Annotated in this window: 20 protein-coding genes and 2 pseudogenes; 11 read left to right on the top strand and 11 right to left on the bottom strand. The window is 68.0% G+C overall.

The genetic code is table 11. The features are described 5' to 3' along the window. Positions 1-58: 58 nt before the first annotated feature. On the bottom strand, positions 59-949 hold the full coding sequence (locus tag FAZ98_RS04900) for an AraC family transcriptional regulator (RefSeq protein WP_158949313.1): 891 nt from the start codon (positions 947-949) through the stop codon (positions 59-61). 120 nt (positions 950-1,069) lie between these two features. Here FAZ98_RS04900 and FAZ98_RS04895 point away from each other — a divergent pair, with 120 nt between their 5' ends. Both FAZ98_RS04895 and FAZ98_RS04890 read left to right on the top strand, forming a co-directional pair. Continuing rightward, a complete protein-coding gene (locus tag FAZ98_RS04895) occupies positions 1,070-1,603 on the top strand; it encodes a carboxymuconolactone decarboxylase family protein (protein ID WP_158949311.1) in 534 nt (177 codons plus the stop codon). A gap of 117 nt (positions 1,604-1,720) precedes the next feature. After that, on the top strand, positions 1,721-2,536 hold the full coding sequence (locus FAZ98_RS04890; protein WP_158949309.1) for a YggS family pyridoxal phosphate-dependent enzyme: 816 nt from the start codon (positions 1,721-1,723) through the stop codon (positions 2,534-2,536). A gap of 68 nt (positions 2,537-2,604) precedes the next feature. On the opposite strand, the gene FAZ98_RS04885 is transcribed toward FAZ98_RS04890, so the two are convergent. The 4 genes and pseudogenes from FAZ98_RS04885 to FAZ98_RS04870 form a co-directional block, all read right to left on the bottom strand. Beyond that, complete coding sequence (locus FAZ98_RS04885) at positions 2,605-2,832, bottom strand: sulfurtransferase TusA family protein (RefSeq protein ID WP_158951874.1); 228 nt, start codon at positions 2,830-2,832, stop codon at positions 2,605-2,607. A 243-nt stretch (positions 2,833-3,075) separates the two neighbouring features. Beyond that, a pseudogene (locus tag FAZ98_RS04880) lies at positions 3,076-4,132 on the bottom strand (Gfo/Idh/MocA family oxidoreductase). 84 nt (positions 4,133-4,216) lie between these two features. Then, positions 4,217-5,245, bottom strand: a complete 1,029-nt coding sequence (gene iolG / locus FAZ98_RS04875; RefSeq protein ID WP_158949307.1) for an inositol 2-dehydrogenase — start codon at positions 5,243-5,245, stop codon at positions 4,217-4,219. Further along, positions 5,238-6,122 (bottom strand): MurR/RpiR family transcriptional regulator, encoded by an 885-nt coding sequence (locus FAZ98_RS04870; RefSeq protein WP_158949305.1) that lies wholly within the window; start codon positions 6,120-6,122, stop codon positions 5,238-5,240. Before FAZ98_RS04870 ends, iolG begins: the two co-directional genes overlap by 8 nt. Positions 6,123-6,390: 268 nt before the next feature. Between FAZ98_RS04870 and FAZ98_RS04865 the strand changes: the two genes are divergently transcribed. The 7 genes from FAZ98_RS04865 (at position 6,391) to iolB (ending at position 15,457) form a co-directional block, all read left to right on the top strand. Continuing rightward, positions 6,391-7,452, top strand: coding sequence for a sugar ABC transporter substrate-binding protein (locus FAZ98_RS04865; RefSeq protein ID WP_158949303.1), 1,062 nt, complete (start codon positions 6,391-6,393; stop codon positions 7,450-7,452). Between the two features lie 160 nt (positions 7,453-7,612). Then, on the top strand, positions 7,613-8,800 hold the full coding sequence (locus FAZ98_RS04860; RefSeq protein ID WP_158949301.1) for an ABC transporter permease: 1,188 nt from the start codon (positions 7,613-7,615) through the stop codon (positions 8,798-8,800). 27 nt (positions 8,801-8,827) lie between these two features. Further along, positions 8,828-9,646: an ATP-binding cassette domain-containing protein gene (locus FAZ98_RS04855; RefSeq protein WP_158949299.1), complete on the top strand. Its 819-nt coding sequence runs from the start codon at positions 8,828-8,830 to the stop codon at positions 9,644-9,646. A gap of 45 nt (positions 9,647-9,691) precedes the next feature. Next, positions 9,692-11,734 carry a bifunctional 5-dehydro-2-deoxygluconokinase/5-dehydro-2-deoxyphosphogluconate aldolase gene (locus tag FAZ98_RS04850; RefSeq protein WP_233272662.1) on the top strand — a complete coding sequence of 681 codons (2,043 nt, stop codon included), beginning with the start codon at positions 9,692-9,694 and terminating at the stop codon, positions 11,732-11,734. Continuing rightward, positions 11,731-13,746 carry a 3D-(3,5/4)-trihydroxycyclohexane-1,2-dione acylhydrolase (decyclizing) gene (iolD, locus tag FAZ98_RS04845; RefSeq protein ID WP_158949295.1) on the top strand — a complete coding sequence of 672 codons (2,016 nt, stop codon included), beginning with the start codon at positions 11,731-11,733 and terminating at the stop codon, positions 13,744-13,746. The genes FAZ98_RS04850 and iolD overlap by 4 nt, the downstream gene beginning before the upstream one ends. After that, the gene (gene iolE, locus FAZ98_RS04840) at positions 13,743-14,657 is read left to right on the top strand and encodes a myo-inosose-2 dehydratase (RefSeq protein WP_158949293.1); all 915 of its coding nucleotides are present in this window, start codon (positions 13,743-13,745) and stop codon (positions 14,655-14,657) included. The genes iolD and iolE overlap by 4 nt, the downstream gene beginning before the upstream one ends. Continuing rightward, positions 14,654-15,457: a 5-deoxy-glucuronate isomerase gene (iolB, locus tag FAZ98_RS04835; RefSeq protein ID WP_158949291.1), complete on the top strand. Its 804-nt coding sequence runs from the start codon at positions 14,654-14,656 to the stop codon at positions 15,455-15,457. Before iolE ends, iolB begins: the two co-directional genes overlap by 4 nt. An 84-nt stretch (positions 15,458-15,541) precedes the next feature. Here iolB and FAZ98_RS04830 read toward each other — a convergent pair whose 3' ends face one another. Further along, positions 15,542-17,233, bottom strand: coding sequence for a methyl-accepting chemotaxis protein (locus FAZ98_RS04830; RefSeq protein ID WP_158949289.1), 1,692 nt, complete (start codon positions 17,231-17,233; stop codon positions 15,542-15,544). 446 nt (positions 17,234-17,679) lie between these two features. Here FAZ98_RS04830 and FAZ98_RS04825 point away from each other — a divergent pair, with 446 nt between their 5' ends. Both FAZ98_RS04825 and FAZ98_RS04820 read left to right on the top strand, forming a co-directional pair. After that, a complete protein-coding gene (locus FAZ98_RS04825) occupies positions 17,680-18,930 on the top strand; it encodes an MFS transporter (RefSeq protein WP_158949287.1) in 1,251 nt (416 codons plus the stop codon). Between the two features lie 111 nt (positions 18,931-19,041). Continuing rightward, a complete protein-coding gene (locus tag FAZ98_RS04820) occupies positions 19,042-19,974 on the top strand; it encodes an ATP adenylyltransferase family protein (protein WP_158949285.1) in 933 nt (310 codons plus the stop codon). 133 nt (positions 19,975-20,107) lie between these two features. On the opposite strand, the gene FAZ98_RS04815 is transcribed toward FAZ98_RS04820, so the two are convergent. The 5 genes and pseudogenes from FAZ98_RS04815 to FAZ98_RS04795 form a co-directional block, all read right to left on the bottom strand. Beyond that, positions 20,108-20,809 carry an ABC transporter ATP-binding protein gene (locus FAZ98_RS04815; RefSeq protein ID WP_158949283.1) on the bottom strand — a complete coding sequence of 234 codons (702 nt, stop codon included), beginning with the start codon at positions 20,807-20,809 and terminating at the stop codon, positions 20,108-20,110. Continuing rightward, positions 20,806-21,663 carry an ABC transporter ATP-binding protein gene (locus tag FAZ98_RS04810; protein ID WP_233272661.1) on the bottom strand — a complete coding sequence of 286 codons (858 nt, stop codon included), beginning with the start codon at positions 21,661-21,663 and terminating at the stop codon, positions 20,806-20,808. The genes FAZ98_RS04815 and FAZ98_RS04810 overlap by 4 nt, the downstream gene beginning before the upstream one ends. Continuing rightward, on the bottom strand, positions 21,660-22,955 hold the full coding sequence (locus FAZ98_RS04805; RefSeq protein ID WP_158949281.1) for a branched-chain amino acid ABC transporter permease: 1,296 nt from the start codon (positions 22,953-22,955) through the stop codon (positions 21,660-21,662). The genes FAZ98_RS04810 and FAZ98_RS04805 overlap by 4 nt, the downstream gene beginning before the upstream one ends. 14 nt (positions 22,956-22,969) lie before the next feature. After that, the gene (locus tag FAZ98_RS04800) at positions 22,970-23,851 is read right to left on the bottom strand and encodes a branched-chain amino acid ABC transporter permease (RefSeq protein WP_407672051.1); all 882 of its coding nucleotides are present in this window, start codon (positions 23,849-23,851) and stop codon (positions 22,970-22,972) included. 79 nt (positions 23,852-23,930) lie between these two features. Then, positions 23,931-24,375: pseudogene (locus tag FAZ98_RS04795) on the bottom strand (acyl-CoA thioesterase). Positions 24,376-24,455: the final 80 nt, after the last annotated feature.

Here is a 24,455-nt window from a genome sequence, read left to right as displayed (position 1 = left end):
AGCGCGAGCGCCGTGCAGGCGCTCGCGCTCGATCGTGCTCTATCGCCCTCGATCGCGTTCAATCGCCCTGACTGGCGAGCCACTCGCGCGGCGACATGCCGACCTTGGCCGCGAACGCGCGCGAGAGCGCCGAAGGATTCGCATAGCCGAGCGCTTCGGCGAGCTGCTTGATGGGCCGGCCTTCGCGCAGGCGGCTTTGCGCGAGCGCGATGCGCCAGCCCGCGAGGTAGTCGGCGGGTGTCTGGCCGACGATGTCGCGGAACGTGTTGGCGAACGCGGTGCGCGACATGCCTGCGCAGTCCGCCATGCGTTCAAGTGTCCACGCGTGGCCGGGGCCGTCGTGCATGGCAACGAGCGCACGCGCGAGACGCGGCTCCGAAAGTCCGGTGATGAGGCCGGGCTGCACGCCCGCTTCGTGCGGATGATCGAGCAGCCAGCGCAGCAACTGGATCACCACAACTTCGAACAGGCGGTCGGCGAGCAGGCGCTGCCCGCAACGCACGCGCTCGGTTTCCGCGAACAGCAGCTCCAGCGCCTGCTCGAGACCGGCGACGCGCGCGAGCGGCAACGCGATCACGGGCGGCAACGCACGCGCCAACGGGTTGTCGGCGCCGCCGTCGAACAGCAGCCGCGCGCAGGTGAAATCAGCGCCGTCAGCAGGCGGGTTGTGAAAGCGATGCGTGAACGGTCGAGGATAGAACAGCAGCGCGGGCTCGTCGAAACGCATGCGCTTCGGCACGCCCTGCGCACCCGGCACGCCGCGCCCGTCTTTCGCGACGGGATGACTCACTTCGAGGCGCCCGCGCCGCAGCACATGCAGATAACCGTAGCCTTCGCCAGCGTCGAAATGACTCAGTCCGCACAGCGTACCCGAGTAATGCAACTGCGCCTGAACGCGAAAGCGCTCGAGCAAACCGGACAGACGATCGAGGGGAGCGGGTGTCGACATGGTACGAATCGATATGTTTATCGGACTTATTGATCCCAATCATACAACTAACGCCAGCATACTGTCTCCCGACGGCTGCCTGCCGTCGCTTCGGAACCCTAACCATCAAGGATCGTCGATATGTCCCGCGTCTCTCTCGAAGTCAACCACGCCCCCGCCGCCAGCCAGCCCGTGCTCACGCAGATCCAGCAGGCCTTTGGCACGACGCCCAACATGTTCAAAGCCGTAGCGAACTCGCCGGCCGCGCTCAAGAGCATGTGGGCCGCGTTCGGCGCGCTCGGTCAGGGCACGCTTGGCGCGAAGCTCGGCGAGCAGATCGCCGTGGCCATTGCCAACCGCAATCGCTGCGAGTACTGCCTGGCCGCCCACACGGTGCTCGGCCAGAAAGCCGGCGCGACGGCGGACGACATGGCGGCCGCGCAAGTGGGCGCATCGGCCGATGCCCGCACCGCCGCCGCGCTCACGTTCGCGCTCGCCGTGGTCGAACAGCGTGCGCAACTCGCCGATACCGACGTGAGCGCGCTGCGCGAAGCCGGCTTCGACGACCAGCAGATCGTCGAAATCATGGCGCACGTCGCGCTGAACCTCTTCACCAACTACATCAACGTCGCGCTCGACGTGCCGGTGGATTTCCCCAAGGTGGCACTCAAGTGAGCGCGTGCGGGCCGCTGCGAATCGGGGCCGCGCGCTGCCACCGGAGCGGCCCGCACGCCACGGACCGGCGGAGGTCACGTCGCGAGCGGCGTGTCTTTCGCGCAAGGATAGTGATTCATGAACGCCGATAACGCCCACCCGAACACCGTCACGCGGCACGACCAGCACGGCCGCTGGCCGCAGGCGGCATCGATCGACGACTTCCGCCGCAATCTCGCAACGGTTCAGGCCCGGATCGAGGCGGCGTGCGCGCGCGTGGGTCGCGACTCGCGCGACGTGCGGCTCTTGCCCGTGAGCAAGACGAAGCCCGAGGCGAGCTTGCGGCTCGCCTATGCCGCGGGTTGCCGCATGCTGGGCGAAAACCGGCCTCAGGAAGCGCATCGCAAGTGGGAAGCGCTCGGCGATCTGACCGATCTGCGCTGGTCCGTGATCGGGCATCTGCAGACCAACAAGGCGAAGCTCGTCGCGCAGTGCGCAGCGGAATTTCAGGCGCTGGACAGCCTGCGCGTAGCCGAGGCGCTGGAGCGCCGCCTGCAGACCGAGGGCCGCGCACTCGACGTGTTCGTGCAGGTCAACACGTCCGGCGAGGCCAGCAAATACGGTCTCGCGCCCGGCGACGTCGCGGCCTTTCTGCGCGCGTTGAGCGCGTTTCCGGCGCTGCGCGTGCGCGGGCTCATGACACTCGCCATGCTGTCCGCCGACAGCGCGCGCGTCCGCCAATGCTTCGTACGCCTGCGCGAATTGCGCGAGCGCTTGCGCAACGAGGCGCCGGCGGGCATCACGCTCGATGAACTGTCGATGGGTATGTCCGGCGACTACGAGATCGCCATCGAGGAAGGCGCCACGGTCGTGCGCGTCGGTCAGGCGATCTTCGGCGCGCGCAGCACGCCGGACAGCGCGTACTGGCCCGTGGCGCACGACGCGCCGATCTGAGCGAGCGGGACACGCAATAAAAAAGGGCCCGCGAGTCACGCGGGCCCTTTCATGGCTTGAGGCGACGTTCAGCGGCGGCGCATCAGAAACACGAATACCTTGTCTTCATGCGTGCTTTCGACGATCTCGTTGCCGGTCTGTTTCGCGAACGCGGCGAAATCGCGCTGCGAGCCGGGATCGGTCGCGAGCACCTTGAGTATCTGGCCGCTTTCCATGTCGGCGAGCGCCTTCTTGGCGCGCAGGATCGGCAGCGGGCAGTTCAGCCCGCGCGCATCCACTTCCTTGTGAACCTGAATTTGCATCGGGGTTGGATCCTTCGGTGAGCCGCCGTGACGGCCGCGCGTGCACGAAGCAGGCGGCGCAGGCGATAACAGCGATTTTACCGCAGGCGCGGCCGCGGTTCAGCGCCGCAGTTCAGCCCCTCGGTTCAGCCCCTCGGTTCAGCCCCTCGGTTCGGCGCCGCAGTTCAGCTCAATCCCCGCTCGCCGCCGGAAAGCGCGCTTCCCGGGCCCGCGCTCCGTCGTTCGCCACCGCTTTCGCTACAGCAACACCGCCGAGCCCGTGTGCAGCGACGCCCGCAGCGCCTCGCCGATGCGCGTCGCTTCCAGCGCGTCTTCGAGCGTCGCGCCCTGGCCTTCGGCGCCACCGCTCCCGCCCTCGCGCGCCCGCACCGCCGCGACGAACGCCTGCGCCTCGACCAGAAACGCCTCTTCGAAGCGATCGAAGAAGGTCGGCGTGCATTCGCTGCGCACGCCGGTGGCGTCGTACACCTCGACGCGATTCGCGCGCGGCAAGCGCCCGATCGTGAGCGCGCCCGCCGTGCCGATCACTTCGCTCGACGTATCGTTGCCGTGCGCCATCGTGCGCGACGCGTAGAACATCGCGAGCTTGCCGCCTTCGAATTCGCAGATGGCCACGCCATTGTCGACGTCGCCGAATTCACGCAAGCCCTCGTGCAGCGCGATCGCGCCCGCCGCGAACACGCGCGTCGCGCGCGGCTTGCCGAGCAGCCAGCGCGCCACGTCGATATCGTGCACCGTGCAGTCGAGAAAGATGCCGCCCGAGGTGGGCGCGAAGCGCACGAAAAAAACCATCGGGGTCGTTGAGATCGCTGGTTTGCGAGCGCACCAGAAACGGCTTGCCGATGGCGCCCGCGCGCACTTTGGCGAACGCGTCCTGATAACTGGGATCGAAGCGCCGCATGAAGCCGATCGTGACCTGCCGGTCCGCATGATCGCGCGCCACGCTCACCACGCGCTCGCATTCGGCCACGTCGAGCGAGAGCGGCTTTTCGCAGAACACGTGCTTGCCCGCTTCGAGCGCCGCGAGAATCTGTTGCGCGTGCAACGAAGACGGCGTGACGAGCCACAGCGCGTCGAGCGACGTATCGGCAAGGAGATCGGCGTAATCGCCATACAGCGTTGCGGCGGGCAACGCCTCGCGCGCCCACGCGAGGTCGTCGTCGAGCGGACTGCACGCCGCCGCGAGCGTCGCGCCCGGCACGCGATACGCGAGATTGAGCGCGTGGCGCCGCCCCAGCCGGCCGAGCCCGGCCACCCCCACGCGCAACGGCCGCGTGCGATCGATCGTCTGCATGATTCGTCTCCTTCGTCGTTGTTGTGGCGCGCGGGCGGGAACGCGCCAGTCGGCGCCGCGCGCCTCGATGAGCGCGCCCGGGCCTCACGCGCCCAGCGTCACCACGCGCCCTTCGCGCCACGAGAGCGCCGCCGCTTCGGCGAGTTCGAGCGCCTTCAGACCGTCGGCGACCGTGGTGCGCACGGGCACGCCTTGCGTGACGACCTCGTGGAAATGCGCCATCTCGCGCGCATAGGCCGCGCGATAGCGTTCGAGAAAGAACGCCTCGGGCACGTCCTGCGCCACCGCCGTTTTCGACCACGCGACCACTTCGGTGGGCTTCACGTTGCCCGCCTGCAGCATGCCCTCGCTGCCGAGAACCTCGAAGCGCTGGTCGTAGCCGTAGGCCGCGCGCCGCGCCGTGTTGATCTGGCACAGGCGCCCGCGTTTCGTGCGGATCGTCACCGCCGTCGAGTCGATATCGCCCGCCTCGGCGATGGCGGGATCGGAGAGGCAACTGCCCGTGGCATGCACGGTGAGCGCTTCGTCGTCGAGAATCCAGCGGAAGATGTCGAAGTCGTGGATCAGCATGTCCTTGAAGATGCCGCCCGAGTGCCTGATGTACTCGACCGGCGGCGCGCCCGGATCGCGGCTCGTCACGATCAGCATTTCCGGCGTGCCGATCTCGCCCGCGTCGAGCCGCGTCTTGAGCGCCGCGAAGGTCGGGTCGTAACGGCGCTGGAAGCCGATCATGCACACCACGCCCGCGCGCTGGACCGCTTCGGCGCACGCGCGCGCGCGTTCTACCGTGAGATCGACGGGCTTCTCGCAGAACACGTGCTTGCCCGCGGCCGCCGCTTTCATGATCAGTTCGGCGTGCGTGTCGGTGCTGGAGCAGATCACGGTGGCGCCAATGGCCGCGTCGCCGAACGCGCCGTCGACATCGGCCACTTGCGCGCCGTGCTGCGCGGCGAGCGCGGCCGCCGCCTCGCGGTTCACGTCGACCACGTATTTGAGCCGCACGCCAGGCTGGCGCGCGAGGTTCGCCGCATGAATGCGCCCGATGCGCCCCGCGCCGAATACCGCGACGTCGATCGTCCCGCCCGCTGCCGCCTTGCCCGCAACCTCAGTCATCGTATCCTCCAGTGTCGGTCGATTCTTCCACGTTGAGTTCGAGCCGGTACGCGAGCGCGATGAAGAGCGCCTGGCACAGGCAGAAAGTGCTCGTGAGCGAGCGGAACGCAAATGCGCTGCCCTCTTTCACGTAGAGCTGCGCGCTCGCGTGGCGCGCGAGCGGCGAAAGCTGGCTGTCGGTGATCACGATGGTTTTGGCGTGATGTTCCTGGGCGACGCGCAGGCAGTACTGCGTTTCCTTGCCGTAGGGCGCGAAGCTGATGGCGATCACCACGTCGCCTTTCTTCACGCTGCGAATCTGCTCGTGGTACATGCCGCCGAGCCCGGAGACGAGATGCACGCGCTTGCGCGTGTGCTGGAGCGCGTAGACGATATAGCTCGCCACCGGAAACGAGCGGCGCACGCCGATCACGTAGATGTTGTCGGCGGCTTCGAGCATCTGCACGGCGGCGTCGAATTGCGCGCCGTCGAGCCCCGCCTCGAGTTCGTCGAGCCCGCTGCGGCACGCGCCGATGAATTCGCGCGCGACCGCGCCGCCCATGTCGGGACTCGCCTCTTTCGTGTTGATGAGTTCGCGAATGCGCTGCTGATAGCTCGTGGCCGAATTGCCCTGCGCGCCATACGCCTGCCGGAACACCGCCTGCAGATCGGAAAAGCCCGAAAAGCCGAAGCGCTGCGCGAAGCGCACCACCGCCGAGGGATGCACGCCGCAACTCGCGGCGATATCGCTCGTGCGGTCCATCATCACGCTCGCGCGGTGCTGCTCGATATAGGTCGCGACGCTCTTCAACTGCCGCGGCAGCGCCTCGTAATCCTGCGCGACGCGCTGCATCAATTCGTCCACGCCCGCGAGGGCTTCGCTCGTTTCATCCGCCATGGCTGCTGTTCTCCGGGGCTTGCCGCGCTGCCGCAAACCCTTGCTGGGCCTGCCTTCCAAAGCAAGCCGACCGAGCCGATTATAGGCAGCGCCGCTCATGAATGGAACAGATTTTCCATTTTTATTCGTCATGAAATTTTCATTGCAAGCGCGCCGCCGTTGTCCTACTCTTGTTCGTGAGCGCGATGGCAAGCGCAGCAGGACACGACTGCCCACGGCTTCGACGCTCATCCCAAGAACGAACGACAGACCGAGAAAGGTGGAGACAATGACGCAACGCAAGGGCAAGACCCTGCTCCGCAAGTTGGCCGCGGCAATCGCGCTGACTGCGGGACTGGGCGCACTCGGCGGACTGGCTGCACAACCGGCGCGCGCCGCCGACGCGCATTTCGTGCTGATCAGCCACGCGCCGGATTCCGACTCCTGGTGGAACACCATCAAGAACGCGATCAAGCAGGCCGACGAGGACTTCAACGTCGAGACCGACTATCGCAATCCGCCCAACGGCGACATCGCCGACATGGCGCGCCTGATCGAACAGGCCGCCGCGCGCAACTACGACGGCGTCATCACCACCATCGCCGACTTCGACGTGCTGAAAAGCTCCATCGCCAAGGTGACGGAGAAGAAGATTCCGCTCGTGACGATCAACTCGGGCACGGAGGAGCAGAGCGCGCAGCTCGGCGCGATCATGCACGTTGGGCAGCCCGAATACGTGGCGGGCCACGCGGCCGGCGAAAAGGCCAAGGCAGCGGGCGTGAAGTCGTTCCTGTGCGTGAACCACATCGCGACCAATACGGTTTCGTTCGATCGCTGCCGCGGTTTCGCCGACGCCATCGGCGTGAACTACAAGACCTCGACGATCGACTCGGGCCAGGACCCGACCGAAATCCAGTCGAAGGTGAGCGCCTACCTGCGCAATCATCCGAACACGGGCGCGATCCTCACGCTCGGTCCGGTGCCGGCGGCGGCCACGCTCAAGGCCGTGCAGCAGATGGGCCTCGCGGGCAAGATCTACTTCTGCACGTTCGACTTCTCCGACGACATCGCCAAGGCGATTCGCGCGGGCACGATCCAGTTCGCGATCGATCAGCAGCCGTATTTGCAGGGCTACATTCCCGTGGCCGTGCTCGCGATCGTGAAGAAGGAGCACACCACCGATCCCGCGAAGATTCGCCAGATTCTCGAAGCGAATCCGAAGTTCAAGCAGCGCCTCGAAACCTACGGCCTGCAACCGTCGTACGGGCCGAAGAACATTCGCTCGGGCCCGGGTTTCATCACGAAGGACAACCTCGACAAGGTCGTGAAGTACGCGGGTCAGTACCGCTGATTCCGTTCGCCTTTCCTCGTCAGACCCGCGCGGCGCAGGCTCGCATCGCCCGATGCAGCATCGCTTTTCGCCAGCTTCGCCGCGCGTCATTCACCGGTTCGTGTGCGCCATGCCTCGCATAGCGGGGCGCAGCACGCGCGCCGGTCATGGAGACATAGTCATGGGTGTAGCCGGCAAACCGCTTCCTTCTCACGCGCATTCTCACGCCCAGGACCCGGACCCGGGCGCAGCGCAAACCAGCGCGACGCCCGCCGCGGCCGCGCCCGGCGACGAGCGCGTGCGCCGCGAGTCGTGGTTCGGCCATCTGCTCGGCCGCCCCGAATTCGCGGCCATTTCGGGCGCCGTGCTGGTGTTCGCCGTGTTCGCGATCGGCGCGGGCGGCTCGGGCATGTTCGATCTCGACGGCGTGATGAACTGGTCGCAGGTCGCCGCTTATTTAGGCATCCTTGCCGTTGGCGCGTGCCTCCTGATGATCGCGGGCGAGTTCGATCTGTCGATCGGGTCGATGATCGGCTTCGCGGGCATGATGGTCGCCATTCCCACCATGTACTTCCACTGGCCGATCGCGCTTTCGATCCTGTTCGCGTTCGCGGGCTGTATCGCGCTGGGCGCGCTCAACGGCTATCTGGTGATGCGCACGCGCCTGCCCTCGTTCATCGTGACGCTGGCGTTCCTGTTCATCCTGCGCGGCCTCACGCTCGCGCTCTCGATCATGTTCGCGGACCGCACGATCGTCTCCGGCGTGGGCGACGTCGCCAAGGCCGACTACGTGACGAACCTGCTCTTCCACGGCACCGCGTTCAAAGGCCTGTTCGTGGCGCTCGCGCATCTCGGCATCGGCAAGATGCTCGACAACGGTCAGCCGCTCGTGCCGGGCGTACCCAAGGTGATCCTGTGGTGGTTCGCGCTGGTGGCGGTCGGCGCATTCGTGCTCGCGAAAACGCGCTACGGCAACTGGATTCTCGCCGTGGGCGGCGATTCGAACGCCGCGAAGAACGTGGGCGTGCCGGTCAAGCGCGTGAAGATCTCGCTCTTCATGCTGACGGCGTTCTGCTCGTGCCTGTTCGCCGTGCTGCAGGTGTGCGACATCGGCTCGGCCGCCGCGGACCGCGGCTTGCAGAAGGAGTTCGAGGCGATCATCGCCGCGGTGATCGGCGGCACGCTGCTCACGGGCGGCTACGGCTCCGTGATCGGCGCGGCGTTCGGCGCGCTGATCTTCGGCGTGGTGCAGATCGGCATCACCTATACGAACATCGATTCGGACTGGTTCCGCGTGTTCCTCGGCATGATGCTGCTGATCGCCGTGCTGTTCAATCACTACGTGCGCCGCCGCGTCGCGCAGTCGTAACCGCCACCATTTAATCGGGAGTCCGACATGTCCGACACCACGAACACGGCGCCCTCCGCGTCCGGCGACACGATCCTCGCGCTCGAAGACGTGAGCAAATACTTCGGCAAAGTCATCGCGCTCAACGGCGTGACGCTACGCCTCAAACGCGGCGAGGTGCATTGCCTGCTCGGCGACAACGGCGCGGGCAAGTCCACGCTCATCAAGACGCTCGCGGGCGTGCACGCGCCCACCACGGGCCAGTATTTCGTCGACGGCAAACCGGTGCATTTCGAGTCGCCGAAAGACGCGCTCGATCTCGGCATCGCCACCGTGTATCAGGATCTCGCGCTCGTGCCGCTGCTCTCGGTCGCGCGCAACTTCTTCATGGGCCGCGAGCCGCAGAAGAAGCTATTCGGTTTCATCAACGTGATGGATCTCGACGCGAGCGCAAGCATCGCCAAGACCAAGCTCTCCGAAATGGGCATCCTCGTGCGCGACCCGCATCAGGCGATCGGCACGATGTCGGGCGGCGAGCGCCAGTGCCTCGCCATCGCGCGCGCGATTCATTTCGGCGCGCGCGTGCTGATTCTCGACGAACCCACGGCCGCGCTCGGCGTGAAGCAAAGCTTCAACGTGCTCAAGCTGATTCATGCGGCGCGCGCGAAAGGTATCTCCGTGATCTTCATCACGCACAACGTGCATCACGCGTATCCCATCGGCGACTCGTTCACGCTGCTCAATCGCGGCCGCTCGCTCGGCACCTATACGAAGGACACGATCAGCAAGAACGAAGTGCTCGACATGATGGCGGGCGGCGCGGAAATGCAGAAGATGATCGCCGAACTCGACGGCGCGACCATCTGAGACCACGCCATGACCACGATTGCAACGCATTCACGAGGAACGCCCATGGCCGCATCGGATAACGAAACGCCCCCCTCTGGCGCGTCGAACGCGGCGCAAAGCCGCTTCGCCGCCGGCCGCAGCCGCGACGTGGTATGCCTCGGAAGGCTCGGTGTCGATCTCTACGCGCAACAGGTGGGCGCGCGGCTCGAAGACGTCTCGACCTTCGCGAAATATCTGGGCGGCTCCTCGGCGAACATCGCGTTCGGCTGCGCGCGGTTGGGCCTGCGCTCGGCCATGCTCACGCGCGTGGGCGACGACCACATGGGCCGCTTCCTCGTGGAAACGCTCGCGAAGGAAGGCTGCGATACGAGCCACGTGCGCGTGGATCACGAACGGCTCACGGCGCTCGTGCTGCTCGGCATCAAGGACCGCGACACGTTTCCGCTCATCTTCTACCGCGAGCATTGCGCCGACATGGCCGTGGACGCGCGCGACTTCGACGAAGCCTTCATTGCCTCGTCCAGGGCGCTGCTGATTACCGGCACGCATTTTTCGACCGAGCACGTGAACCGCACGAGTCTCGTCGCGCTCGATTACGCGCGCCGCAACAACGTACGCACGGTGCTCGACATCGACTACCGGCCGGTGCTGTGGGGACTCACGGGCAAGGCCGACGGCGAGACGCGCTTTGTCGCGAGCGAAGGCGTGAGCGCGCATTTGCAGCGCATCCTGCCTTTCTTCGATCTCGTGATCGGCACCGAGGAAGAGTTCCGCATTGCGGGCGGCAAGGAAGCGCTCGCCGACGCCTTGCGCCGCGTGCGCGAAGTGACCGGCGCCACGCTGCTGGTCAAGCGCGGGCCGCTCGGCTGCCAGATCATCGAAGGCGCGGTGCCCGACTCGCTCGACGCGCTGCCCATGCAACGCGGCGTGGAAGTCGAGGTGCTCAACGTGCTCGGCGCGGGCGACGCGTTCGCGGCGGGCTTTCTCTCAGGCTGGCTGCGCGACGCGCCGCTCGACGCGTGCGCGCGTGCCGCCAACGCATGCGGCGCGCTGGTGGTCTCGCGTCACGGTTGCGCGCCCGCGATGCCCACGCCCGCCGAACTCGACTACTTCCTGCGCGAAGCCGCCGCCGACCCGGAGCGCATGCGCCGCCCCGACCGCGACGCCACGCTCGCGCGCCTGCATCGCGTCACGCCCGCGCGCACGCCGCGCGACGAAGTGCTTGGCTTCGCGTTCGATCATCGCAATCCGCTGTTCGAACTCGCGCAGCAAACCGGCGCGGACGAAGCGCGCATCGCGCAACTCAAGCAGTTGTTCGTGGATGCGGTCGCGCAGACCGAACACGCGCTCGGCTTGCAGGGCCGCATCGGCGTATTGATCGACGATCGTTACGGGCAAGACGCGCTCAACGCGGCGAGCGGGCGCGGCTGGTGGATCGGCCGGCCCGTCGAATTGCCGGGCTCGGTGCCGCTCGTGTTCGATCACGGCCGCTCGATCGGCACGACGCTCGCTTCGTGGCCCATCGAACACACCGTGAAATGTCTCGTGCAGTTTCATCCCGACGAACCCGTCGAGCAGCGCCTCGAACAAGAGGCGCAATTGCGCGCGCTCTACGACGCGACGCAAGCGAGCGGTCACGAGTTGCTGCTCGAAGTGATTCCGCCGAAGCGGGACGGCGTGCCAAACGCGCCCGACACGGTGTATCGCGCGATCAAGCGGCTCTACAACATCGGCCTCTACCCCGAGTGGTGGAAGCTCGAGCCGATGGACGCCGCGCAATGGCAGGCGATCGACGCGCTGATCGCCGAACGCGACCCGTATTGCCGCGGCGTGGTACTGCTCGGGCTCGCCGCGCCCATCGACCAGCTCGCCGAGAGTTTTCGCGCGGCGGCGGCCTCGCAAACCTGCCGCGGCTTCACCGTGGGCCGCTCGATCTTCTACGAGCCGAGCCGCGCGTGGCTCGCCCAGGAAATCGACGATGACGAAGCGATCGCGCGCGCGCGTCGGGCATTCGAAACGCTGATCGCGGCATGGCGCGCGGCGCGCGCCGAACGCGGCCATGCCACGATCGATGCCGGCGAAAAACCGCAGGAGAAAGCGGCATGAATCAACGCATCGCACCCATGGCGGGCACCGGGCAGGACCATGGCGCACAGGCCGCCACCGTGCGCCTCACGGCGGCGCAGGCGCTCGTGCGCTATCTCGCCGCGCAGCGCGTCGCGAGCGAAGACGGCTCGGGGCGCACGGAGCCGCTGTTCGGCGGCGTGTTCGCGATCTTCGGCCACGGCAACGTGGCGGGCATCGGCGAGGCGCTCTATCAGCATCGGCACGAATTGCCCACGCTGCGCGCACACAACGAGCAGGCAATGGCGCACAGCGCGATCGCCTATGCGAAGGCGCATTTCCGCCGCCGCATGATGGCGGTGACCACCTCGATCGGACCGGGCGCGACGAACCTCGTCACGGCCGCCGCGCTCGCGCACGTGAACCGCCTGCCCGTGCTGCTGCTGCCCGGCGACATCTTCGTGTCGCGCGAACCCGATCCGGTCTTGCAGCAACTCGAAGATACGCACGACGGCAACGTGTCAGTGAACGATGCGCTCAAGCCGGTGTCGCGTTACTTCGACCGCATCGTGCATCCCGCGCAGTTGCTCACGGCGCTGCCGCGCGCGCTGCGCGTGCTCACCGACGCCGCGCTGTGCGGCCCCGTCACGCTCGCGCTGCCGCAGGACGTACAGGCGATGGCGTGGGACTTCCCGGCGAGTTTCTTCACGCCGCGCCTCGTGACGTTCCATGCGCCCGCACCCGTGGCCGCCGAACTCGACGCCGCGCTCACGCAGTTGCAGCGCGCGAAGCGGCCGTTGATCGTCGCGGGCGGTGGCGTGCTCTATGCGCGCGCCACGCCCGCGCTCAAGGCGCTCGCCACGGCGCGCGGCATTCCGGTGGCCGAAACCCAGGCGGGCAAGGGTTCGCTCGCGTGGGACGACCCGCTCAACGTGGGCGCGATCGGCGTGACGGGTTCGCCCGCGGCCAATGCGCTCGCGCGCGACGCCGACTGCGTGCTCGCCGTGGGCACGCGCCTGCAGGACTTCACCACGGGTTCGAATTCGCTGTTCGCGCAGGCGCACGTGATCGGCGTGAACGCCAACGGCTTCGACGCGCTCAAGCACAACGGGCTCGCCGTGCAGGCCGATGCGCGCCTCACGCTCGCGGCGCTCGACGGCGAACTCGCCGCGTGGTGCGCCGACGCCAACTGGACCGCCCGCGCCCGACGTCTCGCCGACGACTGGCGCGCGAGCGTCGCGCAGCTCACGCAGGCGCAGGCGGCGCCAGCCGCGCGCAGCGGCCTGCCCTACGACGCCGACGTGATCGGTGCCGTGCAACGTTCGGCCAATCGTTCGGATACCGAAGATATTGTCGTGTGCGCGGCCGGCACGCTGCCCGCCGAGTTGCACAAGCTCTGGCGCGCGGGACAGCCGGGCGCGTATCACGTCGAATACGGCTATTCGTGCATGGGTTACGAGATCGCGGGCGGACTCGGCGCCAAGCTCGCGCGCCCCGAGCGCGAAGTGATCGTGATGGTCGGCGACGGCAGCTATCTGATGATGAACAGCGAGATCGCGACCTCGGTGATGCTGGGCGCGAAACTCATTGTCGTCGTGCTCGACAATCGCGGCTATGGCTGCATCAACCGCCTCCAACAAGCTTGCGGCGGCGCGCCGTTCAACAATCTGTTCGAGGATTGCGCGCAAGGGCCGCTCGGCGCACCGCGTATCGACTTCGCCTCGCATGCGCGCTCGCTCGGCGCGCAGGCCGAGCACGTGGCCAACATCACGGAACTCGAGGCGGCGCTGCAACGCGCACGCGCAGCGTCACGCACGTATCTCATCAGCATCGACACCGACCCCGCGCGCACGACCGAGGAAGGCGGCTGGTGGTGGGAAGTCGCGGTGCCCGAAGTTTCGCCGCGCGCGAATGTGCGCGAGGCGCGCGAACGCTACGACGCGCAGGTCGCGGCGCGAGGCGGCCGCGCGCCGCACGAAACGACGCACGCCGCCCCGGCGACGCCATCATCCGAACGCAGCGAAGACGAACCCGGCCACGAGGAGCGCACATGAGCGCATTTGACGTACGTATCGGCATCAATCCGCTGTCGTGGATGAACGACGACCTGCCTTCGCTGGGCGGCGAAACGCCGCTTTCCACGGCGCTCAGCGAAGGCCGCGAGATCGGCTACGAAGGCTTCGAGCTGGGCAACAAATTTCCGCGCGAGCCGCAGGCGCTCAAGGCACTGCTCGCGCAATACGCGCTTTCGCTCGTCTCCGGCTGGTATTCCGGCCAACTCGCGAAACGCAGCGTGGAGGAGGAAATCGCCGCTGTCGATCGCCACCTCGACCTGCTCGCGCAGAACGGTGCGACCGTGATGGTCTACGGCGAAGTCGCCGATTCGATCCAGGGCGCGCCGCGCCCGCTCTATCAGCGGCCACGTTTTTTCAGCGACAAACAGTGGGACGAGTACGCGGCGCGCGTAGACGCGTTCGCGCGTTATACGCTCTCGCGCGGCGTGCGGCTCGCGTATCACCATCACATGGGCGCGTACGTGGAAACGCCCGCCGACGTCGACAAACTCATGGCACGCACGAGCGACGCCGTGGGCCTGCTGTTCGACGCGGGGCACCTCACGTTCGCGGGCGGCGACCCCGTTGCCGAACTCGACAAGCACATCGCGCGCGTCTGCCACGTGCACTGCAAGGACGTGCGCCCCGCCGTCGTCAAGCTCGCGCGCAATCGCAACTGGAGTTTTCTCGACGCGGTGCTCGCGGGCGCATTCACGGTGCCCGGCGACGGCGCCGTGGATTTCCCGGCGATCATCGCGCGGCTCAAGCGGCACGGGTATCGCGGCTGGCTCGTGGTGGAGGCGGAGCAGGACCCGGTGATCGCGCCGTCGTATGCGTATGCGCAGAAGGGCTATCGCACCTTGCGAACGCTCGCCGATGCTACGGATTCCGAATCGAAGGAGGCAGCATGAGTTTGCTCGTGAAAGCCGCGCGCGAAGGCCAGACCATCGCGCGCGTCACGCCGGCCACGGCGGCCTGGCGTTATGTCGGGTTCGCCGCGTACCGGCTCGCGGCCGGAGAGGTCGTCTACGTGCACGAAAGCGATCGCGAAAGCTGCATCGTCGTGCTCGCGGGCGCCGTGGATATCGAGGCCAACGGCGAGCGCTGGTCGAGTCTCGGCTCGCGCGACAGCGTGTTCGAAGACGCCGCGCCCACCGCGCTCTACGTGCCGCCCCGCGTGAAGGCAACCGTGCGCGCCACACGCGACGCCGAAGTGGGCGTGGCGAGTGCGCCCGCCACGGGCACGCTGCCCGTGCGCCTGATCGAGCCCGCGCAAATGAAACGCACGACGCGCGGCAAGCACGCGAATACGCGCTACGTGTGCGATATCCTGCCGCAAACCGAGCCGGCGGAATCGCTGCTGGTGGTGGAGGTGCGCACGCCTTCGGGGCATTCGTCGAGCTACCCGCCGCACAAGCACGACGCCGATCGCTTGCCGCAGGAAAGCGCGCTCGAGGAGACTTACTACCACCGACTCAACCCGCGCCAGGGCTTCGCGTTTCAGCGTGTCTATACCGACGCGCGCGATCTCGACGAAACGCTCGCCGTGGAGGATCACGACGTGGTGATGGTGCCGCGTGGCTATCACCCCGTGGTCGTGCCTTACGGCTACGACTCGTATTATCTGAACGTGATGGCCGGCCCCACGCGCGAATGGCACTTCCATAACGATCCCGCGCATGAGTGGATCGTCGAGCGGGATGCGAAATAATCACGCAAGAACGCATCGGCAATAAAAAACGCCGCGCTCGAAAGACGCGGCGTTTTCGTTGCGGGCACAACGTTATGCGAGACGCTAAGCCAACTGAAACTTCCCCACCAGCCGCTTGAGCACCTTGGCCTGATCGTCGAGCGACTGCGCCGCTGCCGTCGCTTCTTCCACGAGCGCGGCGTTTTGCTGCGTGCCCGCGTCCATCTGCGAGACGGCGCGGCCGATTTCCTCGATGCCCGCGCGCTGCTCGCGCGACGCCGCCGAAATCTCGCCGATGATGTCGCTCACGCGCTTCACCGCCTTGACCACTTCGTTCATGGTCGCGCCCGCGTCCTGCGCGAGCGTCGAGCCGTTTTCCACGCGCTCGACCGAGGCATGAATCAGCGCCTTGATTTCCTTGGCCGCCGCCGCGCTGCGCTGCGCGAGATTGCGCACTTCGGCCGCGACCACCGAGAAGCCGCGCCCTTCCTCGCCCGCGCGCGCCGCTTCCACGGCCGCGTTGAGCGCGAGGATATTGGTCTGGAACGCAATGCCCTCGATCACGCCGATGATGTCCGCGATACTCTTGGCGCTGTCGTTGATCTGCTCCATCGTGGCCACCACGCGGCCCACCACGGAACCGCCCTTCTCCGCGATCTCCGAGGCGTTGCTCGCGAGCGTGCTGGCCTGCTCGGCGTTTTCGGCGTTCAGACGCACGGTCGAGGTGAGTTGCTCCATGCTGCTCGCCGTGCGTTCGAGCGCGACGGCCTGCTGCTCGGTGCGATGCGAGAGATCGAGGTTGCCCGTCGAGATTTCGCTCGACGCCGAGGCAATGGCTTCCGCGCTCGCGGCAATTTCGGCAACGGTGGTCGAGAGGCCTGTTTGCATGTCGCGCAGCGCGCCGATCATGCTCGACGCGTCGCGCGCATGCACCGCCACCGGTTGCGCGAGATCGCCGGCCGCGATGCGCGCGGCGATCGCCTTGGCGTGCGCGGGCTCGCCGCCCAACTGGCGCGCGATGCGCCGCACGACCCATTCGCTCACCACGAACGCGAGCACGAACATCGCCACCGTGGCAACCGCCAGCATCACGAACGACGACTTGAAGATGAACGCGGCCTTCTCCATGGTCGCCTTCGCGGCCGCGCCGCGCTGCACCACGAGATCGTTGACGAGCGTTTCGAGCTTGCCGGTTTCCACCAGCAGCGAGACGTCCTGCGTGCCGACTTGCCAGCTCATCTGCGAAAGATCGAGCGGCTGCTGCTTCACGAGCGTCACGAAGTCATGCAGATGGCCGCTCCACGCGTTGGTCGCATCGGCGAGCTTCTTTTGCAGCGCGAGCGCGTCGCCGCCCTGCTCCTGCGCGTAGGTCTGCAACTGCGTCATTTCGTTGCCGAGCGCGCCGAGATCCTTGTCGATGCCCGCGCCCAACTCGTCGCGCTCGGCGGCGGTGGTCGCCGTCAGCAACTGCTTTTGCGCGCGGCTCGCGCGCAGCACGTGGCCGCGCACTTCCTCGGCGGCGCGCGTGGCGACATAGCCCTGTTCGTAGATCGACTGGGTCGAGCCGTTCAAACGGCTCGCCTGGGTGAGCGAAAACACGCCGATCGCGAGCGTGCCGACGAGCACGAGCGCAAACGCGAGCCGCAGCGTCGCCTTCACCGAAAGCCGCGCGACGTTCTGGCTCGCGGCGGCGCGCCGCGAGTCGTGCTTTCTGTGCGGCGGCGCGTCCGCTGCGCCGCCCGCCGGTTCCTGCGGCACGAATCCCGCGTGCCGGCCGCCTTGCGATACTGCTTTCATTGGGTCTCCCGCTCCTGGTTCGGCGTGTGCGTGTTTCTTGATATGCGTTCCGCCTCAACTCCGGACTACGGCACGCCGCCGCGCAATCTTTAACGCCGCGCAAACGGCTTTGCCGCGTGTTCCGGCCCCGTCGACACGCGCTTCGTGGGCGCACGCCATGGCGGGTTATACACGCTCGGCCGGGCCGCCAAAATTCGCTGCGGCTTTTTCGAGACACTGCTCGACACGGCGCAACCGCGCCTGCGACGGCGCGCCGCGCACGAAATTGGGGCGCGGGTTGCGCGGCGGCAGTGCGAGAAGTGTCCGGTTCTCGACAAAACTTGTCCGTACTATTCGAGCGAGACACATTACACTGCGTGAATCATTCCTATAAACGATCCTTTCTAGCTGCTGCCGCCTTGCACGCTCCGGCCGGCCGCCGCAGACACTTCTGCTGCCCAGACAACATGGAAACCAGTCTCGACAAGCGCGCCATCCCGGGCGCCGCTCCGTCTTCCGCACCCGCCAGCGGCACGGTGCAACGCACCGTCTATTCGGTGCTCGGCGCGATCAGCTTCTCGCATCTGCTCAACGACATGATCCAGTCGCTGATCCTGGCCATCTATCCGATGCTCAAGGACAACTTCGCGCTGTCGTTCACGCAGATCGGCCTCATCACGCTGACCTACCAGATCACCGCCTCGATGCTGCAGCCGCTGGTGGGCGTCTACACGGACAAGCGTCCGCTGCCGTATTCGCTGCCCGTCGGCATGGGCTTCACGCTGTGCGGCCTGCTGCTGATGTCGGTCGCGCCGAGCTTTGGCGTGCTGCTGGTCGCGGCGGCGCTGGTGGGCTGCGGCTCGTCGGTGTTCCACCCGGAGTCGTCGCGCGTCGCGCGCATGGCGTCGGGCGGCAAGCACGGTCTCGCGCAGTCGCTGTTCCAGGTGGGCGGCAACGCGGGCTCGTCGCTCGGGCCGCTGCTCGCCGCGGCGATCATCATTCCGCACGGCCAGCGCAGCATTGCGTGGTTCTCGGCGGCGGCGCTCGTCGGCATGGTCGTGCTCACGCAGATCGGCCGCTGGTACAAGGCGCACCCCGCGCTCAAGAAAAAGCGCGCCGAAGTCCCGCACGTGCAACTCTCGCGCGGCCGCGTGGCGGCGGCGATGAGCGTTCTCGTGCTGCTCGTGTTCTCGAAGTACTTCTACCTCGCGAGCATCAACAGCTACTTCACGTTCTATCTGATCGACCGCTTCCATCTGCCCATTCAGGCCGCGCAGGTGCACCTGTTCGTGTTCCTCGCGGCGGTGGCCGCCGGCACGATCATCGGCGGCCCGGTGGGCGACCGTATCGGCCGTAAATACGTGATCTGGGGCTCGATTCTCGGTGTCACGCCGTTCACGCTGATGCTGCCCTACGCGAACCTGTTCTGGACCAGCGTGCTCACCATCATCATCGGCGTGGTGCTCGCCTCGGCGTTTTCGGCGATCCTCGTCTACGCGCAGGAACTGATTCCGGGCAAGGTGGGCATGGTCGCGGGCCTGTTCTTCGGCTTCGCGTTCGGCCTCGGCGGCATCGGCGCGGCGGTGCTCGGCCAGCTTGCCGACGCCACCAGCATCACGTTCGTCTACAAGGTCTGCTCGTTCCTGCCGCTGATCGGCATCCTCACGGTGTTCCTGCCCGACGTCGAGGGCAAGAAGGCCAAAAAGGCCGCGGCCTGAGATTTGCGCGGGTTCGACGCGAATCCGCGACGCACGACCCACCAGACGGCCGGATGCCTGCGAAGGCGCCGGCCGTCTGGTTTTTCAGGCAGGTAATGGGCGAGGACGACGATGACCGCGCGCACGACGCCGCTTCAGCAAGCCATCGCGCAGCAAACGCAACACGCGCTCGCGTGCGGCGCGCTGCATCCGATCGAAACCGCGCACACCTTCATCGACGATGGCGGGGTCCGCTTCGCGGTGCGCGTGGCCGCCAATCTCGCGCGCAAGGACGCCGCCAGGCTCACGCCGCGCACGCAGCCGCCGCGCGATCCGTTTCTGCCCTACGAGCCCGACCTGTTCGTCGCCGACCTCTCGCCCACGCACGTCGCGCTGCTCAACAAGTTCAACGTGCTGCCGCATCACCTGCTGATCGTCACGCGCGCGTTCGTGGCGCAGGAGACGCTGCTTGATCGCGCCGATTTCACCGCGCTCGTGACGGCGCTGCGCGAGATCGACGGACTCGGTTTCTACAACGGCGGCGCCGTCGCGGGCGCGAGCCAGGCGCACAAGCATCTGCAGATCGTGCCGATGCCGCTCGACGGCGGCGACGGCGGTTCGCGCGTGTGCGTACCGCTCGAAACGCTGTTCGATAGCGCGACGACGACAGCCGATGAGATAGCCGACGAGATAGCCGATGGCGTGATGACCATTCCCGCGCTGCCGTTTCGTCACGCGTTCGCGCGCGTCGATCTCGACGATCGAACGCAGCCCGCGGAACAGGCCGCGCAACGCGCGCTGCATGGCTATCGCGCGTTGCTCGCGGCGGCGGGCGTACCCATCGTCGAGACGCAGGGCGTGCCGCAGCAAGGCGCGCCGTACAACCTGCTCGTCACGCGCCGCTGGATGCTGGCCGTGCCGCGCGCGACGGAACACGTGGCCGGCATCTCGGTGAATTCGCTCGGTTTCGCGGGGTCGTTCTTCGTGCGCGACGCGGCACAACTCGACACGCTCGCGCAGGTTCGGCCGATGACGGCGCTCGCACGCGTGAGTTTGCCGCGCTGATCAGGCGCCAATCACGCAACAATCACGCACCAATCACACGTCGATCACGCGCCAATCACACGTCGATCGCACGTGAATCACGCACCCGTAACGCACCCGTCACGCGCGGCATCGGTCAACCTGTGACCCGCGCTCAACCGATGCCGAGCCATTCGCGCACGACGTCCTCGCGTTGCGCGAGCGCGCCCGGCGTGCCGTCGAACACGATGCGCCCGTGGCCCATTACCGCGACGCGATCGGCGAGCGCGGGCGCGAGCGCGAGCCGCTGCTCGATCAGCAACACCGCGACGCCGCGGGCACGCAACGCCGCCAGACCGTCGCCCACGCGCGCGGCCATTTGCTGCGACAAGCCTTCCGTCGGTTCATCGACGATCAGCAGGTCGGGCGCGCCCACCAGCGCCCGCGCCAGCGCGAGCATCTGCTGCTCGCCGCCGGACAGCACACCGGCGCGCGCGGCGCGGCGCCCGGCGAGCACGGGAAACAGCTCGCGCGCCTCGTCGATCGAAAAGCGGCCCGCGCACGCGGCCAGACCGAGGCGCAGGTTTTCGTCGACGGTCAGCGTCGGGAAGACGTCGCGCTGCTCGGCCACGTAACCCAAACCGCGGCGCGCGATCTCGAACGTGCGCAGCGGCGCAAGGTCGGCGCCCGCGAAGCGCCGCACGCCCTCGGCGCGCACCATCGACATGAGCGCCTTCGCCAGCGTCGAACGGCCCGAGCCGTTGCGCCCCGCGAGCGCGACCACCTCGCCCGCCCGCACGTGCAGGTCGACACCGTGCAGCACCTGGCTCGCGCCGTACCACGCGCGCAGATCGCGCACTTCGAGCAGCGCGGTCATGGCGTGAAGCCTCCTGCGCCGTCGCGCTCGATGTTGTGCCCGATATTGCCCGCGAAGTTGCCTGCGAAATTGCCCGCGAAGTTGCCTAAATACGCCTCGCGCACGGCGGCATCGGCGCGAATTTCGGCGGGCGTGCCGGTGGCGATCACGCGGCCCTGCACCAGCACCGAGACCCGATCGGCGAGACCGAACACCGCGTCCATGTCGTGCTCGATCAAAAGCAGCGTCTTGCCCGCCGTGGTCGCGCGGATCAGGTCGATGGCGCGGGCGGCCTCGGCGCGGTTCATGCCCGCCGTGGGCTCGTCGAGCAGCAACGTGCGCGCGCCGCCCGCGAGCGCGAGGCCGAGATCGAGCGCGCGCTGCCCGGCGTAACCGAGCGTGCCGGCTTCGCGCTGCGCGGCGCCGGCGAGACCGATGGCGTCGAGCACCTCGTGCGCGCGCGCTTCCACGCGCCGCGAACCGAGCCAGCGCGCGGCAAAACCCGCGCCGCCATGCAGCGAGGCGAGCACGGCGCAGCGTAAATTTTCGATCACGCTCAAACGCGCGAACACGCTGGTGGTCTGGAAGCTGCGCGCGAGGCCGCGACGGCTGCGCGCGGCGGGCGAGAGGCGCGTGACGTCGGCGCCGTCGAGCACGACGCGGCCCGCGCTTGGCCGCCGCTCGCCCGCGATGAGGCTGAAGAGCGTCGACTTGCCCGCGCCGTTCGGGCCGATCAGCGCGTGGCGCTCGCCCGCGCGCACCTCGAGATCGACGCCGCGCAGCACGGCCGTCGCGCCGAAGCGCTTTTCGATGCCGATCAGGCACAGCGCGAGGTTCGCCTGGTTCGTCGACGCGGTCGTCATCGGCGCGCTCATCGCGGCGGCTCCTGCGCGGTGTCGGCATGGGCGCTTTCGGCTTGCGCCGCGGCGCGCGCATAGCGGTTCGCGAGCCAGGCAAGCGCGCCCGCCACCACGATCGCCGCGAACTTGAGCCACGCCGATGCCGCGCGATTCGCCGGATCGCCGTCGTCGATCCCGAAACGCCACGCGTACGCCCATTCGATCGCGATCACGCAGGCGAGCGTCGCGCACGCCGCCGCGAGTGCGCCCGCGAACCACGTCGCGCGACAACGCCGCCAGCCGTCACGCGCGAGCCGCGCGCGCTGTCGCGCCAACCAACCCGCGATGCCGTCCGGCGTCTTCATCACCACGACAACGAAAAAGAGCCCCACGTAGAGCAGCCACGCGCGCGACACGCTGGCCACGCCCACGCTGAACGCGACCCACACCAACGCGCCGAGCGCCGGCCCGAGGAACGACGCCGTACCGCCGGTGACGGTGGCGATCAGCACGGCCGCCGAGCGCATCATGCCGACGCTCTCCGAGGCCGCGAGTTCCACGTTGATGAGCGTGAGCGTGCCCGCGATGCCCGCGAACGCGCTGGCGAGCACGATCATGGTCGCGCGCACGCGTGTGGGCGAAGCACCGAGCGCCGCCGCACGCACGGCGTTGTCGCGCACGGCGTTGGCAAGGCGCGCGTACGGCGTGCGCGAAATGGCGTAGATGGCCGCGCTCGCGAGCACGCACCACGCGACGACGAGCCAGTACGCCTCGCGGTCGGGGCCGAACGTCCAGCCCGCGATGGCGGGCCCACTCGCGCGGTCGATCGACACGCCCGCCTCGCCGCCGAACCAGTCGGGCAGCGCCCACGCCGCGGCGGCCACGAGTTCGCCCACGCCGAGCGTGATCATCGCGAACGCGGTGCCCGCGCGCCGCGCCGCGACGAGCGCGAGCAACACGCCGAACGCCGCCCCGCCCGCGCCGCCCACGAGCGGCAGCAACGGCAAGGGCAGCGCGTGACGGCTGAACAGTTGCGCCGCCGCGAGCGCACCGAGCCCGGCGGGCGCCGCATGGCCGAGCGACAGCAGCCCGGTCTCGCCGAGCAACAGGTGGTACGAGAGCGCGAGAACGATCATTGTCGCGGCTTGCGCGAGCGCGGCGAGCAGCCAGCCTTGCGGCACGTGCGCGGGCGAAAACGCGGCGCTGCACAGCGGCGGCAACACGAGCACCCCGGCGAGCAGCGCCGCGAGCGCGAGCCACGGCGCAAGAGCGGCCCTGCGCGTTCGTCGAGGGGAAGGCGCGTTCGCCGCGCGGCGTGGGTCACGCATGCCGGGGTCCGCGCTCAATCGGCCTCGCCGCGTTCGCCGAACAGGCCGCGCGGGCGCACCGCCAGCATCGCGACGAGCAGCAGATACGGCAGCAGCGGCGCCACTTGCGCGAGCGTGAGCGCTCGCCAGGCATCGCTCATCGGCACGCCGAAGCGCGCGGCGAGATCGCCGAACGTCGCATCGCTGGCCACGGCGAAGGTCTGCAACAGCCCGACCGTGATCGACGCGACGAACGCGCCGCCGAGCGAACCGAGGCCGCCGATCACGACCACCACGAACACGATCGAGCCAACCGATTCGGCCATGCCCGGCTCGACGACGAAGAGCGGCGCGGCCACCGCGCCCGCGAGCGCGGCGAGCGCCGAGCCGAGCGCGAACACCAGCGTCTGCACGCGCGGCACGTCGTGGCCGAGCGCTTCGACGGCGCGCGCGTGCGTGAGCGCCGCGCGCACCACGAGCCCGATTGTCGTGCAACGCAGCAAGGCGTAGAGCCCGACGAGCATGGCCGTGGCCACCATCATCGTGAACGCGCGATACCGCGAGAACGCCGCGCCGCCGATCGTGAAGAGCGGGCCGTCGAGGCTCGCGGGCAAGTTCACGGCGAGCGGCTGCAAGCCCCAGACGAGCTTGACGATCTCGCCCATCGCCCAGGCCGCGCCGAAGGTGAGCAACAGCGCGTTGAGCGGTCCGGCCGGACGCACGCGCCGCAGCAGCGCGCGCTCGAAGCCCGCGCCCGCGAGCCCGGCTGCGAGCGGCGCGGCCGCGAGCGCGCCGCCGAACCCGAGACCGTGCGCGAAGGTCACGCCGAGATAGGCGCCGAGCATGTAGAAGCTCGCATGCGCGAAATTCAGCACGCCCAGCAGGCTGAAGATTAGTGTGAGCCCTGCGGAGAGCATGAACAGCAACAGGCCGTAGCTGAGGCCGTTGAGCGTGTCGATAAGGAAGGTTTGCACGGGCCCGGGCGTGTGCGCGCGCTCAACCGGCCACGACGAGCGGCTCGAGCGCGCGCCGCAGCGCGGCCGGCAACGCCGCGACGGGCCGGCGCGTTACGCGATCGACATACACGTGCACGAAATGGCCCTGCGCGGCGGGCGTGGTTTCGCCTGCGCGGAACAGCCCGACTTCGTAGCGCACGCTCGAAGTGCCGAGACGCACGACGCGCAGCCCCGCTTCCACGCGCTCGGGGAACGTGAGCGGCGCGAAGTAGTTGCACTGCCGTTTCCACCACGAGCCCGATGGTGTCGCCCTGCTCGATGTCGAGCGCGCCCGCGCGAATCAGATACTCGTTCACCACGGTATCGAAGTAGCTGTAGTAGACGACGTTGTTCACGTGGCCGTACACGTCGTTGTCCATCCAGCGCGTGCCGATCGGCAGGAAATGGCGGAAGGCGGCGCGGTCGATCAGGGCGGGTCGGTTCATCGGCGAAATCCTGGGCGGGAAACAGCGCGTGAGCGTGATGAGTCGCTGTGGCGTGGGGTTGGGGCCGCGCGTGGCCGCGG

The sequence above is a fragment of the Paraburkholderia acidisoli genome (assembly GCF_009789675.1).
Lineage (GTDB): Bacteria > Pseudomonadota > Gammaproteobacteria > Burkholderiales > Burkholderiaceae > Paraburkholderia > Paraburkholderia acidisoli.
Note: the sequence above shows the minus strand (reverse complement) of the source record. Positions and strands in the feature narration are given on the sequence as shown.

Excerpts from the sequence above, each read along its gene's own strand:
- FAZ98_RS04895 (WP_158949311.1), top strand. The coding sequence starts at position 1,070 with ATGTCCCGCGTCTCTCTCGAAGTCAACCACGCCCCCGCCGCCAGCCAG.
- iolG (WP_158949307.1), bottom strand. The coding sequence starts at position 5,245 with ATGACTGAGGTTGCGGGCAAGGCGGCAGCGGGCGGGACGATCGACGTC.
- FAZ98_RS04900 (WP_158949313.1), bottom strand. The coding sequence starts at position 949 with ATGTCGACACCCGCTCCCCTCGATCGTCTGTCCGGTTTGCTCGAGCGC.
- FAZ98_RS04810 (WP_233272661.1), bottom strand. The coding sequence starts at position 21,663 with ATGAGCGCGCCGATGACGACCGCGTCGACGAACCAGGCGAACCTCGCG.
- FAZ98_RS04820 (WP_158949285.1), top strand. The coding sequence starts at position 19,042 with ATGACCGCGCGCACGACGCCGCTTCAGCAAGCCATCGCGCAGCAAACG.
- FAZ98_RS04800 (WP_407672051.1), bottom strand. The coding sequence starts at position 23,851 with ATGCTCTCCGCAGGGCTCACACTAATCTTCAGCCTGCTGGGCGTGCTG.
- FAZ98_RS04870 (WP_158949305.1), bottom strand. The coding sequence starts at position 6,122 with ATGGCGGATGAAACGAGCGAAGCCCTCGCGGGCGTGGACGAATTGATG.
- FAZ98_RS04825 (WP_158949287.1), top strand. The coding sequence starts at position 17,680 with ATGGAAACCAGTCTCGACAAGCGCGCCATCCCGGGCGCCGCTCCGTCT.
- FAZ98_RS04865 (WP_158949303.1), top strand. The coding sequence starts at position 6,391 with ATGACGCAACGCAAGGGCAAGACCCTGCTCCGCAAGTTGGCCGCGGCA.
- FAZ98_RS04860 (WP_158949301.1), top strand. The coding sequence starts at position 7,613 with ATGGGTGTAGCCGGCAAACCGCTTCCTTCTCACGCGCATTCTCACGCC.
- FAZ98_RS04805 (WP_158949281.1), bottom strand. The coding sequence starts at position 22,955 with ATGCGTGACCCACGCCGCGCGGCGAACGCGCCTTCCCCTCGACGAACG.
- iolB (WP_158949291.1), top strand. The coding sequence starts at position 14,654 with ATGAGTTTGCTCGTGAAAGCCGCGCGCGAAGGCCAGACCATCGCGCGC.
- FAZ98_RS04855 (WP_158949299.1), top strand. The coding sequence starts at position 8,828 with ATGTCCGACACCACGAACACGGCGCCCTCCGCGTCCGGCGACACGATC.
- FAZ98_RS04890 (WP_158949309.1), top strand. The coding sequence starts at position 1,721 with ATGAACGCCGATAACGCCCACCCGAACACCGTCACGCGGCACGACCAG.
- iolD (WP_158949295.1), top strand. The coding sequence starts at position 11,731 with ATGAATCAACGCATCGCACCCATGGCGGGCACCGGGCAGGACCATGGC.
- FAZ98_RS04815 (WP_158949283.1), bottom strand. The coding sequence starts at position 20,809 with ATGACCGCGCTGCTCGAAGTGCGCGATCTGCGCGCGTGGTACGGCGCG.
- FAZ98_RS04830 (WP_158949289.1), bottom strand. The coding sequence starts at position 17,233 with ATGAAAGCAGTATCGCAAGGCGGCCGGCACGCGGGATTCGTGCCGCAG.
- iolE (WP_158949293.1), top strand. The coding sequence starts at position 13,743 with ATGAGCGCATTTGACGTACGTATCGGCATCAATCCGCTGTCGTGGATG.
- FAZ98_RS04850 (WP_233272662.1), top strand. The coding sequence starts at position 9,692 with ATGGCCGCATCGGATAACGAAACGCCCCCCTCTGGCGCGTCGAACGCG.